General features: G+C 56.7%; 14 protein-coding genes and 1 pseudogene. 3 read left to right on the top strand and 12 right to left on the bottom strand.

What is annotated here, in order from left to right; translation table 11 throughout:
- The coding region (locus ENTHG_RS06740; protein ID WP_275404577.1) for a S4 domain-containing protein at positions 1–209 on the top strand (209 nt) is incomplete at its 5' end.
- Positions 210–293: 84 nt separating this feature from the next.
- Here the strand turns inward: ENTHG_RS06740 and gstA are convergent.
- Positions 294–896, bottom strand: a complete 603-nt coding sequence (gstA, locus tag ENTHG_RS06735) for a glutathione transferase GstA (RefSeq protein WP_044177100.1) — start codon at positions 894–896, stop codon at positions 294–296.
- Positions 897–997: 101 nt separating this feature from the next.
- On the bottom strand, positions 998–2,500 hold the full coding sequence (gene dtpA / locus ENTHG_RS06730; RefSeq protein ID WP_044179090.1) for a dipeptide/tripeptide permease DtpA: 1,503 nt from the start codon (positions 2,498–2,500) through the stop codon (positions 998–1,000).
- Positions 2,501–3,133: 633 nt separating this feature from the next.
- Here dtpA and ENTHG_RS06725 point away from each other — a divergent pair.
- Entirely contained in the window at positions 3,134–3,565 is a 432-nt protein-coding gene (locus ENTHG_RS06725; protein WP_044177089.1) for a HemJ family protein, read from the top strand.
- Here ENTHG_RS06725 and nth read toward each other — a convergent pair.
- The 10 genes from nth to blr all read right to left on the bottom strand — a co-directional run bounded on the left by nth (position 3,562) and on the right by blr (position 11,313).
- On the bottom strand, positions 3,562–4,197 hold the full coding sequence (gene nth, locus ENTHG_RS06720) for an endonuclease III (RefSeq protein ID WP_044177079.1): 636 nt from the start codon (positions 4,195–4,197) through the stop codon (positions 3,562–3,564). The genes ENTHG_RS06725 and nth overlap by 4 nt on opposite strands.
- Complete coding sequence (locus ENTHG_RS06715; RefSeq protein WP_044177072.1) at positions 4,197–4,889, bottom strand: electron transport complex subunit E; 693 nt, start codon at positions 4,887–4,889, stop codon at positions 4,197–4,199. Before ENTHG_RS06715 ends, nth begins: the two co-directional genes overlap by 1 nt.
- Positions 4,886–5,512, bottom strand: a complete 627-nt coding sequence (rsxG, locus tag ENTHG_RS06710) for an electron transport complex subunit RsxG (RefSeq protein WP_044177062.1) — start codon at positions 5,510–5,512, stop codon at positions 4,886–4,888. The genes ENTHG_RS06715 and rsxG overlap by 4 nt, the downstream gene beginning before the upstream one ends.
- Before the next feature lie 9 nt (positions 5,513–5,521).
- Complete coding sequence (rsxD, locus tag ENTHG_RS06705; protein WP_044177054.1) at positions 5,522–6,574, bottom strand: electron transport complex subunit RsxD; 1,053 nt, start codon at positions 6,572–6,574, stop codon at positions 5,522–5,524.
- Complete coding sequence (gene rsxC, locus ENTHG_RS06700; protein WP_044177043.1) at positions 6,575–8,827, bottom strand: electron transport complex subunit RsxC; 2,253 nt, start codon at positions 8,825–8,827, stop codon at positions 6,575–6,577. It lies immediately after the preceding gene.
- Complete coding sequence (gene rsxB, locus ENTHG_RS06695) at positions 8,820–9,398, bottom strand: electron transport complex subunit RsxB (RefSeq protein ID WP_044177033.1); 579 nt, start codon at positions 9,396–9,398, stop codon at positions 8,820–8,822. Before rsxB ends, rsxC begins: the two co-directional genes overlap by 8 nt.
- Positions 9,398–9,979 carry an electron transport complex subunit RsxA gene (gene rsxA, locus ENTHG_RS06690; RefSeq protein ID WP_044177022.1) on the bottom strand — a complete coding sequence of 194 codons (582 nt, stop codon included), beginning with the start codon at positions 9,977–9,979 and terminating at the stop codon, positions 9,398–9,400. The genes rsxB and rsxA overlap by 1 nt, the downstream gene beginning before the upstream one ends.
- A gap of 77 nt (positions 9,980–10,056) precedes the next feature.
- A complete protein-coding gene (locus tag ENTHG_RS06685) occupies positions 10,057–10,494 on the bottom strand; it encodes a DUF2569 family protein (protein ID WP_044177012.1) in 438 nt (145 codons plus the stop codon).
- Between the two features lie 72 nt (positions 10,495–10,566).
- Positions 10,567–10,782: a transcription modulator YdgT gene (gene ydgT / locus ENTHG_RS06680; RefSeq protein WP_044177000.1), complete on the bottom strand. Its 216-nt coding sequence runs from the start codon at positions 10,780–10,782 to the stop codon at positions 10,567–10,569.
- Positions 10,783–11,175: 393 nt separating this feature from the next.
- Entirely contained in the window at positions 11,176–11,313 is a 138-nt protein-coding gene (blr, locus tag ENTHG_RS06675; protein WP_044176992.1) for a division septum protein Blr, read from the bottom strand.
- Between the two features lie 212 nt (positions 11,314–11,525).
- Between blr and ENTHG_RS06670 the strand changes: the two are divergent.
- Positions 11,526–12,033: pseudogene (locus tag ENTHG_RS06670) on the top strand (oxidoreductase); the annotation flags it as partial.

Here is a 12,033-nt window from a genome sequence, read left to right as displayed (position 1 = left end):
GCGCAGACCTGATGCAGGCGCTGGTGGATTCCGAACTGCAGCCGTCCCGCGGCCAGGCGCGTAAAACCATCGCCTCTAACGCTGTAACCATCAACGGTGAGAAACAGTCGGACCCGGAATACTTTTTCCAGGATAGCGATATCCTGTTTGGCCGTTACACGCTGTTGCGCCGTGGTAAGAAGAACTACTGCCTGATTTGCTGGAAATAACGCAAGGGCAGGTTATGTAGCCCGGAGAAGGCGTTTAGGTACTCGAACCGGTAAAGGGAGTGAGAAATCACTCCCTTTTTTGTCTCAGAGGCCTTCTTCTTGCAATGCCGCTGCAACCGCCGGGCGGGCAGCCACGCGCTGCATCCAGGCGTTAATATGGCCGTTAGCCGGCAAATTCAGCTTCAGGGCCACGGCCCAGCGCATGACCGTAAACAGATAGGCATCGGCAATCGAGAAATGCTCGCCGTTGATCCACTCGCGGCTGGCCAGCGCATCGTCTACATACTGAAATTTCTTTTCCAGCTGCGCGCGTACGGCGGGCTTGAACTCGTCCGGCGTGTCCGGGCGGAACAGCGGCGTAAAGCCTTTATGCAGTTCGGTGCCGACAAAGTTAAGCCACTCCAGCGTCCGGTAGCGGGTCATGTTGCCCACCGGGGCCAGCAGCTGGCTCTCAGGCGCATTATCTGCGGCGTATTGCATGATCGCCACGCCTTCGGTCAGCAGCGCGCCGTCGTCCAGCAGCAGCGCAGGTACCTGGCCTTTCGGGTTGATAGCAAAATAATCATCGCCGTTTTCCAGACGCTTTTTCGCTAAGTCGACGCTCATAAGCTCACATGTTTTACCCGTTTCACGTAAAACAATGTGGGAGGCCAGCGAGCAGGCACCCGGTTTATAAAACAGTTTCATTCGTCACTCCTTTTAGCTGAAATCCACAACAGGTTATGCCGTAAGGCGATAAAAAAAGCCGTTAACTAAAAGTTAACGGCTTCTTATGCAAGCAAATGTGATTACGCGGCGGCGGTCTCAGAATTCGCGTCTTTCGCGTCGCTGAGCGTCATGCGGTTAAGCTTCGGCGCTGCCAGAATCATCAGCACGGCGATTACCGCAGTCACGATACCAATCTGCAGGAAGACGTGGCCGTAGACATCCAGGGACATCAGCGGGTCGGTGACGTTTTCCGGGATGGCCATCTGGTTAGCGACATAGCCCGCGATAATATTCGCGCCAGCGGTAGTCAGGAACCAGCTGCCCATGATGAAGCCCATCAGGCGCTGCGGAACCAGCTGCGCGACCATTGCCAGGCCGAGGCCGGAAATCATCAGCTCGCCGATACTCTGCAGGCCGTAGCTTGCTACCAGCCAGCCAATGGAGACGATACCGGCATCGGAGGCGAATTTCGCGCCCAGCGGCAGGATCAGGAACGCGCCGGAGCAGAGCACCATACCGATAGCAAACTTATGCGGCATCGGCAGGGTATCACCCATCTTGTTATAGATTGCGGCCAGAATCGGGCTGCCGATAATGATCCAGAACGGGTTCAGTGCCTGGAACTGCTCAGGCTCGAACGTCAGGCCCAGCAGGGTATGCTCAACGTTACGAATCGCAAAGAAGTTCAGCGAGGTCGGCATCTGGCTATAAAGCACGAAGAAGACGATAGCCTGCAGCATCAGAATAAAGGCAACGACCATTTTACGACGCGCCGCGCCCTGCAGGGTAAAGGTCTCTTTAGCAAAAATGCAGACGATAGCCAACGCGACAACGCCCAGCACCATGCGTGCGATGCCCTGGTTGTGCAGCAGCCAGGTCGCAACGGCAACCAGCACGACGACGCCCACTATGGTTGCCAGCAGATATTTCATACGCACCGGCGCAAAGTCCGGTTTTGAACCGTAGTCTTTCACCCAGCGTTTGCAGAAGGCGAAGTTGATGATGGTGATCACCAGGCCAACAACGCTCAGGGCGAAGGCGGTACTCCAGCCATAACGCGCGGCCAGCCACGGCGTCGCCAGCATGGAGAAGAAAGAGCCGACGTTAACTGCCATGTAATACATGGTAAAAGCGCCGTCCAGACGCGGGTCGTCTTTGGCATAGCAGGTTGACAGCAGGGAAGAGGGGTTGGCTTTAAACAGGCCGTTACCGACGGCAATAGCCGCCATGCCCATATATACAATGCCTGCATCGTGACCGGACCAGGCCACCAGCCCGTAACCAACCGCCAGCACAATCGCACCCAGCATAATCACGCGCTTGGTGCCTAATACTTTATCGCCAAGCCAGCCGCCGATAGCGACCAGACCATAGACCAGGGCGCTAAAGGAGGAAAACAGCGTAATGGAGTCGGCTTCTGACATCCCCAGTTGCTTGACCAGATAAACGGCCATGATCCCCTGCAGGCCGTAGAAACCGAAACGTTCCCACAGTTCAATAGAGAAGATCAGATAGAACGCTCTCGGTTGTTTGAAGGCGTTAAGGCTAACGCTTTCCGTTGGTTTGTTGTTTGCAGTCGACACAAATACCTCTTTTTTTACATCCCGTATTAACCGGGTGATTCGAGACGTGATGCCCATTATTCATCACGTTTATAATTATTGCGGGAGGGAAAACGGCGGGTAATGTTGCTGATCCTGGCGGATGAGGCAAGGCTTTTGTCATATTCTGTTACATATCTTTCCGCCGATATTATCAACCGTAACGATAAATGTTATTCAGAGTTAAATTTTGCTGCGCCATGGAATGTAGTTTTTTTCACTAACATAAGCCGTGGTGCTGCGGGATTCGGTTATATGTTCTGCTAATATCGCCGCGAGGCAGTTAATCAGCCTGGTCTGCTTTCAATTTATGGACTTATATGTTGGTAATGAGGCCTGATTACGTGCGACTTACGGTCTGGAAAGTCAACAAAAAACAATTTTGCAACATTATAGTTGCAGCATGGTAATAATAGCGCGTTGTTAGAATTTTTTTGTCATAAAAAAACTATTATTGCCGTTAAAAGCTAATAAGCAAAAGATAATATGTCCGATCTCGCTTACCGATCGAATAATCCACGGGGGATTTTTTCCTCTGCCAGCTGATAATAGCAGATGAAATAGACGGGGATTGCTGTCAGACTTTTCGGTATTAACCAAACGGAGAATAAAAGTATGAATTTGCATCAGTGGCTTAACGCACTGCATATCTTTACGGCCATCATCTGGACTGGCGGCATACTGGTTATGGCAGTGGCTGCCGGCTGGTGCGCGCGTACTGCTGGCAGCAACGGCAATGCGGCTACGGCCCTGGCCGCCGACATTCGCGGCTGGAGCCGCCGGGTCACGACGCCCGCGATGGCGGTGATGTGGCTTATGGGGCTGGCCATGGTGGTGGCGCACGGGCAGTTTCCCCATGCGTGGCTGATTATCAAACTGCTGCTGGTGGTGCTGCTCTCAGCCGTTCACGGCATTCTCTCCGCAACGCTGCGCCGGTTTGCCGGTGACGAGGGCAGAAGCCTGTCCGGCTTAGCCCGCAACGCCACCCCTGTGATTGTGGTGGCCGTGGCGGCGATTATTCTGCTCGCCGTCTTCCGCCCTTTTTAAGCGTCGGTTTTATCCTCGTATTCACACAGGTCTTCAATAATGCATGAGCCGCAGCGCGGCTTACGGGCGATACAGGTGTAACGCCCGTGCAGAATCAGCCAGTGGTGGCAGTCGACCTTAAACTCCGCCGGGACGACGGCAAGCAGCTTCTCTTCAACCTGCTCGACGTTTTTGCCCGGCGCGAATCGGGTACGATTGCAAACGCGGAATATATGCGTATCGACAGCAATGGTCGGCCAGCCGAAAGCGGTGTTCAGCACCACATTGGCGGTTTTACGCCCCACGCCCGGCAGCGCCTCCAGCGCTGCTCTGTCTTCCGGCACTTCGCCGCCATGTTTCTCCAGCAGAATGCGACAGGTTTTAATGACGTTTTCCGCTTTGGTATTAAAAAGGCCGATAGTTTTGATATAGCCTTTGAGCCCTTCAACGCCCAGTTCCAGTATCGCCTGCGGCGTGTTAGCCATCGGATAGAGCAGGGCGGTGGCCTTATTCACGCTGACGTCGGTCGCCTGCGCAGAGAGCAGGACGGCAATCAGCAGTTCAAACGGCGAAGTGAAGTTCAGTTCGGTCGTCGGGTGCGGGTTGTTATCCCGCAGGCGGGTAAGGATCTCCCGCCGCTTTAATTTGTTCATCAGGCCTTCCCGGGCACGGTGTTGACCGCGTCGCGGCTTTGCGCGGCGGCACGGCGTTTCTTCGTTTTTTCATCAATAAGGTATTTAACGGCGAGCAGCATCCCTAATCCGATAAACGCGCCGGGCGGCAGCATCGCCAGCAGGAATGACGCGTCAGCATGGAACACCTCGATGCGCAGCACTTTCGCCCAGCTCCCCAGCAGGCTATCCGCACCGTCAAAAAGGGTGCCGTTGCCAAGGATCTCGCGCATCGACCCCAGGGTAAACATGGTGCAGGTGGCACCCATGCCGATGGCAAACCCGTCAAGGGCTGACATTGCAGGGTTGTTTTTTGCGGCGAACGCCTCGGCGCGCCCGACGACAATACAGTTGGTCACAATCAGCGGAATAAAGATCCCCAGCGACTGGTAAAGACCAAAGGCGTAGGCGTTGATCAACATCTGCACGATGCTGACCACCGAGGCGATAATCATCACATAGATAGGAATACGGATTTCGGAGGGCGTCCAGCGACGTACCAGCGAGACGGTGAAGTTCGTTAATGTCAGCACCAGGGTGGTGGCCAGGCCAAGACCGAGCGCGTTTGTGGCGGTAGAGGTCACCGCAAGGAGCGGGCACAAACCTAGCAGCTGCACCAGCGCGGAGTTGTTTTTCCACAGCCCCTGTACAATAACTTCTTTCACTTGACTCATTCTTCTTCTCCACATGCCGTCAGGCTGGAAAGCTGCCCCGGGAGTTGAGGGGCGAACAATCCCGCCCGCTTCACGGCGTTGACCACCGCGCGTGGGGTAATCGTGGCACCCGTGAATTGATCAAATTCGCCGCCGTCTTTTTTTACCGCCCAGCGACTGTCATTCGCATCGCCGATCTTCTTCCCGGTAAAATGGGTGATCCAGTCACTCACGCGCAGATCGATTTTATCCCCAAGACCGGGGGTTTCGTGATGTTCCGTTACCCGCGTGCCGAGGATGGTGCCATTAAAATCGCTGCCGACCAGCAGCTGAATCGCGCCGGAATAGCCGTCCGGGGCGGTCGCTTCCATTACCACCGCGACCGGCGTGCCATCCTGCCGGGCAATATAGACTTTATGCTGACCTTTGCCCAGCGCGGGGGCATCCACCAGATAGCAGCTCTGCTGCAGCGCATTATTATAGAGGCTGGAGGGCAGAACCTGTTCAAATAGCGCCTTTTGTTGCAGTACCGCCTGATCGGCAATTGTCGAACGGGTCAGCTGATGAATCGCTGCCGTCATGCCGGTTGACGCGGCGGCGAACAGCGCCAGCGTGACCCCGTGTTTACGCATCGTTTCTAACATGGCGGCTCCTTAACGATGTCCGTAGACGCGCGGACGCGTAAAGTAGTCGATAAGCGGCACGGTAATATTCGCCAGCAGTACGGCGAAGGCGACGCCGTCCGGGTAGCCGCCAAAACTGCGGATAAGCCAGACCAGCAGCCCCGCCAGCGCGCCGAATAGCAGACGGCCTTTGTTTGTCGTCGAGGCGGTTACCGGGTCGGTGAGAATAAAAAATGCCCCCAGCATGGTGGCGCCGGAAAGCAGATGAATCTGTGGCGTGACCAGCGTTTGCGGCGACAGCAGCCATCCCAGCGTGGCGCAGAGAGCCAGCGTCAGCAGGAAACTCACCGGAATATGCCAGCGGATAGCGCCGGTGCGCAGCAAAAGCAGGCCGCCGAGCAGATAGCCGATATTAACCCACTGCCAGCCAAGCCCTGCAAGCACGCCGCCGTAAATGGGGTATTGCATGATTTCCGCTGCCGGATGCCCGGCGTGCAGCGAGGTTTTAAAGGTGTCCAGCGGGGTGGCCTGGCTTACGCCATCAATTCCCATCCGCAGGCTATCCATGGTCTGCCCGGCAGCGGCGTGACCGCTAAAGATAATTTGCACAGCGTCAGACAGCCCCGGTACGGTGCGGGCAATTTCGAAGGGCGGCAGCCAACTGGTCATCTGCACCGGAAACGAAATCAGTAGCACCACATAGCCGATCATCGCCGGGTTAAAGGGGTTATGCCCCAGCCCGCCATAGAGCTGCTTGGCGATGATCACGGCGAAGACCGTACTCAGCACCACCATCCACCAGGGGGCGAAAGGTGGAATACTGATAGCCAACAACAGGCCGGTGAGCAGGGCGGAATTATCCGCCAGAATCGCGCTAACCTGCTGTTTACGCAGGCGTAAAACCAGCGCTTCCGCAGCCAGCGCGCTGATGATGCCAAGGATAAGTTGTATCAGCGTTCCCCAGCCAAAAAACCAGAACTGCGCCGCAATACCGGGAAGGGTCGCGAGCACGACCAGCAGCATTATCCTTGAGGTCTGGCGCTGGTTATGGGTATAAGGGGAACTTGCAATTCTGAAAACCATTTAATCCTCGTTAACGGTTTGCTGTGCGGCTTTTTTAGCCTGAACCCGGGCAATAGCCGCTGCGACTGCCGCTTTCCGGGGATCGTCACCGGCGGCGGGCGCAGACGCCGCTGACTGCTGCTGTAACTTCTTCGCCTTCGCGCGGGCAATGGCCGCTTCAACCGCCGCTTTGCGCGGGTCTACCGCGTCGGCGGGCTCGACGGCTGGCGTCTGCGCCGCCGCGGCCTGCTTCTTCGCCTTTGCGCGGGCAATAGCGGCTTCTACCGCCGCTTTGCGCGGGTCTACCGCATCGGCGGGCTCGGCGGCTGGCGTCTGCGCCGCCGCGGCCTGCTTCTTCGCTTTCGCGCGGGCAATTGCGGCTTCTACTGCCGCTTTGCGTGGGTCTACCGCGTCGGCGTGCCCGGCGGATGCTGCCGCAGCGAGCGCGGCGGCCTCCTGTTTTTTTGCCTTCGCGCGGGCGATGGCGGCTTCAACCGCCGTTTTACGCGGGTCCACCGGTTCAGCGGTGACCGCCGCAGGGGGCTCCAGCGCTTCGGCCTGCTGTTTCTTTGCTTTGGCGCGGGCGATGGCGGCTTCTACTGCGGCTTTGCGCGGGTCCGTCTGGGCTGCGGCGTTTTCGCTGGCGGCCTTCTCTGCCTGACGGGCGCGGGCCTGGGCTTTGCGCGCTTCGCGGGCGGCAATGACTTCGCTGTTATCCGGTTTGCTGCCTGCCTGAATCACAATCGGTTCAGCAGCGGCAGCCTGTTTTTCGCGCACGCGAGCCAGCGCCGCGTTAATCGCCTGCTGATCCTGGGCCGCCGGCTGCACCGTAGCCTGCTTATGACGCTCGGCGCGGGCGATTTTCTCCCGCTCAAGGCGCGCCTGTCGTGCTTCAAAGCGGGCTTTGGCTTCCGCGTTGCGCTTTTCTTCCTCGGCGATGGCGTAGATTTCAGCCTTTTCCTGGCGGAAATACTGCACCAGCGGAATATTGCTTGGACAGACCCAGGCGCAGGCGCCGCATTCGATACAGTCGGCCAGATTATAGGCCGTCGCTTTATCGTGCTGCTGGCCTTTGCTGAACCAGTAAAGCTGCTGCGGCAACAGGTCCGCCGGGCAGGCGTCGGCGCAGGCGCTGCAACGAATGCAGCCTTTTTCTTCCGCCTGTTCGCCCATCTCCTCCGCAGAGGGGGCAAGCAGGCAGTTGGTGATCTTCACGACAGGCACATCCAGCCAGGGCAGGGTAAAGCCCATCAGTGGGCCGCCCATAATCACCAGCTGATTGGCGGAGGGACAAAAACCAGCCTGCTCAAGCAGATGGCTAACCGGCGTACCCAGGCGCGCCCAGACGTTACCCGGCTGGCTGACGCTCTCGCCGGTCAGCGTGACCACGCGTTCAGTCAGCGGTTCACCGTCGATCACCGCGCGCTTTATCGCGTAGGCGGTGCCGACGTTCTGCATCAGCACGCCGATATCCGACGAACGGCCGCCGTGGGGCACCTGCTTCCCGGTCAGGATCTGCGTCAGCTGCTTCGCCCCGCCGGAAGGGTATTTGGTGGGAATGACTCTGAGCTGAATATCATGGCAGCCCGCCAGCACCGCCCGCAGCATGGAGATGGCCTGCGGTTTGTTATCTTCGATGCCGATCAGCGTCTGGCGCGGCTGCAGAACGTGCATCAGGATGCGCACGCCTTCAATAATTTGCGCCGCGCACTCCTGCATCAGACGGTCGTCGGCAGTGATATAAGGCTCGCATTCAGCCGCGTTGATGATGAGTGTTTCAATGCGATCGCCGCCGCTTTTAAGCTTTGACGCGGTGGGGAAGCCCGCGCCGCCCAGCCCGGCCACGCCGAACTGGTGAATACGCTCAATCAGGCTCTCCCGGTCATGAGAGCGATAGTCGCTCCAGCCGTCACGCTCAATCCAGCGGTCTTCGCCATCGGCATCAATAATGACGCTCAATTCAGGCAGGGCTGAGGGGTGCGCGGTGGAGTGGGGCGCTATCGCCGCCACGATGCCGGAAGTGGGCGCGTGAACAGGCAGCATGCGGCCACGTCCGCGGGTCAGCGGCTGACCGCGCAGCACGCGATCGCCAGCCTGCACGCACAGTTCGCCCTCAGCGCCAATGTGCTGCTTAAGCGGCATCACAAAACGCGTCGCCAGCGGAAGCTGGCGCAGCGGCGTACCGTTAGACTGCGTTTTCATTTCGGGCGGATGGATGCCGCCGTGAAAATCCCACAGTTTATCTTTGCGAAAAGCGGAAAATAACTTAAGCATGTTGTTCCACGGGGATATTACGTACAGGGATCGTCTGTAAATCCCATTTCCAGCTGGCGGTGGTCGCCTCGACCGGGCGCAGCTCAATACAGTGAGTGGGGCACGGATCGACACAAAGGTTGCAGCCGGTGCAGAGATCGCTCATCACCGTGTGCATGGCGCGCGTGGCACCGACAATCGCGTCCACAGGGCAGGCCTGAATACACTTGGTGCAGCCAATGCAGTTGTTTTCATCGATAACCGCCAGCATTCGTACCGGCTCCTGCGCAACGGCGTCGCCATCTATAGGCTGCGGTTCGACGTTAAGCGTTTCGGCGAGTTTGAGCATCACCGCTTCGCCGCCGGGGGCGCAACGGTTAATGTTTTCACCATTCAGACCGACCGCTTCCGCATAGGGGCGACAGCCGGGGTAACCGCACTGGCCGCACTGGCTTTGCGGCAGCAGGGCATCGATTTTTTCTACAATAGGGTCGTCTTCCACCGCGAAACGGCGAGAGGCGTAGCCCAGCATGATGCCAAAAAACAGCCCGAGCACGCTCAGGGCGGCGATGGCTATCCAGATTGCATTCATTACAGCTTCACCAGACCACTAAAGCCCATAAAGGCCAGAGACATAAGACCGGCGGTAATCAGCGCGATGGCGTTACCGCGAAATGGCGCAGGCACATCGGCGACAACGAGGCGTTCGCGGATGGCGGCAAACAGCACCATAACCAGAGAGAACCCGACGGCGGCTGAAAAGCCGTACAGCGCGGATTGCAAAAAGTTATGCCCAAGATTGATATTGAGCAAAGGCACGCCAAGCACCGCACAGTTAGTGGTGATAAGCGGCAGGAAGATGCCCAGCAGCCGGTAGAGCGCGGGGCTGGTTTTTCGTACCACCATTTCGGTGAACTGCACCACAACGGCGATGACCAGGATAAAGGCCAGGGTGCGCAAATAGACCAAATCCAGCGGGATCAGCAGCCAGTTATCGATAACCCATGCGCAGACAGAGGCCAGCGTGATAACAAAGGTTGTGGCGAGCCCCATCCCCATCGCGGCTTCGAGTTTTTTCGAAACGCCCATGAACGGGCACAGGCCAAGAAATTTCACCAGGACGAAATTATTGACCAGAACGGTTCCGATAAAGAGCAGCAGATAGTCTGTCATGTGTTGGCCTGCAATAAAAAAAGCCGCCTATTATCTGCTAAATAGCAGCGGGCGACAACTGGTTAACTGTAAGGTTATTACGGGTTGACGAAGGTCGCTTTGACCCTTTGAGACCGTTTGAAATAGGGGACAAACAGCGCGGCGGCAAGCAGGGCGAACAGTAACTGGCGCACCGCCAGCATGTCGGAGATTTCTGAGAAAGCGAACACTTTCAGCGCCAGCAGCAGCGAAACCAGCAGCCAGATAATATAGTGCTTGATAACACTGTGGCGGCGTTTAAAGAAGGCGATAACCAGCCACAGCGTGTAATACCAGATGCCCAGCGCCAGAGCAAAAGAGAGCGACCAGATAAAGAGCGTCGTCAGCGGCAGCTTTCCGGCCGCGGCAAGAATCTGGGGCGCCTGCAACGCCGCCACATAGATCACGTTTAGCGTTCTGCTCAACAGTGAAACCAGCAACCAGGCCAGCGGCGCCAGCAACCAGCCGCTGATGCGTTGTGCAGGAAGTGATGTCATGCTTTTTCCCCGAAGACGGCAAATGATAACGGCCGACGAGTATAAAGCATTATGCGCTGAACGCCACCGGCGTTATTGCACGTAATGCCAGACGGATTTCGGTACGCAGCCGATATCGAACAATCTTCCGCCGGAAACCAGCTCTGCACGACGATGATCCGCCGCGCGGTACATATTGATGATCTCAGTATTATCAGTCAGCGTGTAGTTCAGGTGGTCGAATAATTTTTCCAGACTTTCAAGCGAGCTGATTTTACGAAATTTTAATAAATAGTCCTGAACAGTCATGTTAAGCGTTATCCCTATAAATAAAAGGCGGTAATAGATTCGCGGGTTATACCCGTCATACTTCAGGTTGCATGTGCGTTGGCAATACCCGGCCCATCCCTGGGCCTCGCCCTGACGGGCGCTTTGAAGCGTTCAAATTCGTTCCAGACGAATTTGTTACTGCGTCGCCGCCTTCCTGCAACTCGAATTATTTTGGGTATATATTCGTTCAAATAATAAACGGCCTGCACTGCACGCAGGTTGACGTTGCATGCGCAGCCCTTTAATTGAGAACATTTTAAGAATGAGTCGGGTGCCAGAACAGCACCCGCCCCGAAGATTAACGCGCTTCGCCACGGCTGGCAATACGCCGCGCACCTTAAAAATCAGGGGGCGCTACGCCGATGTCGCAGATTATTTTTTCTGCGCGACAATACTCTGCTCAGGCGGCTGATAATTATCTATATGGCTGGCGAAGACCAAAAGAAGGGTTGAAACACCTAGTACAACCCAGCCGGTTAATTCAATGATCCGATTGATAATGGTAGCCATAACCTTTACTACTCCCTTTAAACTGGCCCCAGGATGGTAGCGTCGCTTTTGCGCACCGACAAGGTGCCTGGGTGCGTTTTCAGCCTAATCCGTATCTTTCACGCTGTAAAAGACGAGAAAAGAGACAGCGGAGAGCTTTTACGCCAGCATGGCGGTTGTGACAGTCGTTAAGATGGTGTGAAATGTCCTTTCCAGAGACGAGAGGGCGCTTTATGAATGACAATATCCGCGTTGGACTGATTGGCTACGGCTACGCCAGCAAAACTTTTCACGCGCCGCTGATTGACGGCACGCCGGGCATGACGCTGGCGGCGATTTCCAGCAGCGATGCGGCAAAAGTTCAGGCTGACTGGCCCGCCGTGCCGGTTGTGTCACAGCCTAAGCACCTGTTTAACGACCCCAAAATTGACCTGATTGTTATTCCCACCCCAAACGATACCCATTTCCCGCTGGCAAAAGCGGCTCTTGAGGCGGGCAAGCATGTGGTGGTGGATAAGCCTTTTACCGTGACACTGTCACAGGCGCGGGAGCTTGATGCGCTGGCGAAAAGCTGCGGGCGTCTGCTTTCGGTGTTCCATAACCGCCGCTGGGATAGCGATTTCCTGACCCTGAAAGCCATTCTGGCCGATGGCGCGCTGGGGGAAGTCACCTATTTCGAATCACATTTCGATCGCTACCGCCCTTGAAATCCGCCAGCGCTGGCGCGAGCAGGCAGGCCCT

This window comes from Phytobacter massiliensis JC163, from assembly GCF_000321045.1.
GTDB lineage: Bacteria > Pseudomonadota > Gammaproteobacteria > Enterobacterales > Enterobacteriaceae > Phytobacter_A > Phytobacter_A massiliensis.
This window is presented reverse-complemented; position numbering and strand designations above follow the sequence as displayed.

What these genes read in the sequence shown, in the direction of transcription:
- gstA (WP_044177100.1), bottom strand. Translation starts at nt 896, where the DNA reads ATGAAACTGTTTTATAAACCGGGTGCCTGCTCGCTGGCCTCCCACATT.
- ENTHG_RS06725 (WP_044177089.1), top strand. Translation starts at nt 3,134, where the DNA reads ATGAATTTGCATCAGTGGCTTAACGCACTGCATATCTTTACGGCCATC.
- nth (WP_044177079.1), bottom strand. Translation starts at nt 4,197, where the DNA reads ATGAACAAATTAAAGCGGCGGGAGATCCTTACCCGCCTGCGGGATAAC.
- ENTHG_RS06715 (WP_044177072.1), bottom strand. Translation starts at nt 4,889, where the DNA reads ATGAGTCAAGTGAAAGAAGTTATTGTACAGGGGCTGTGGAAAAACAAC.
- rsxG (WP_044177062.1), bottom strand. Translation starts at nt 5,512, where the DNA reads ATGTTAGAAACGATGCGTAAACACGGGGTCACGCTGGCGCTGTTCGCC.
- rsxD (WP_044177054.1), bottom strand. Translation starts at nt 6,574, where the DNA reads ATGGTTTTCAGAATTGCAAGTTCCCCTTATACCCATAACCAGCGCCAG.
- rsxC (WP_044177043.1), bottom strand. Translation starts at nt 8,827, where the DNA reads ATGCTTAAGTTATTTTCCGCTTTTCGCAAAGATAAACTGTGGGATTTT.
- rsxB (WP_044177033.1), bottom strand. Translation starts at nt 9,398, where the DNA reads ATGAATGCAATCTGGATAGCCATCGCCGCCCTGAGCGTGCTCGGGCTG.
- rsxA (WP_044177022.1), bottom strand. Translation starts at nt 9,979, where the DNA reads ATGACAGACTATCTGCTGCTCTTTATCGGAACCGTTCTGGTCAATAAT.
- ENTHG_RS06685 (WP_044177012.1), bottom strand. Translation starts at nt 10,494, where the DNA reads ATGACATCACTTCCTGCACAACGCATCAGCGGCTGGTTGCTGGCGCCG.
- ydgT (WP_044177000.1), bottom strand. Translation starts at nt 10,782, where the DNA reads ATGACTGTTCAGGACTATTTATTAAAATTTCGTAAAATCAGCTCGCTT.
- blr (WP_044176992.1), bottom strand. Translation starts at nt 11,313, where the DNA reads ATGGCTACCATTATCAATCGGATCATTGAATTAACCGGCTGGGTTGTA.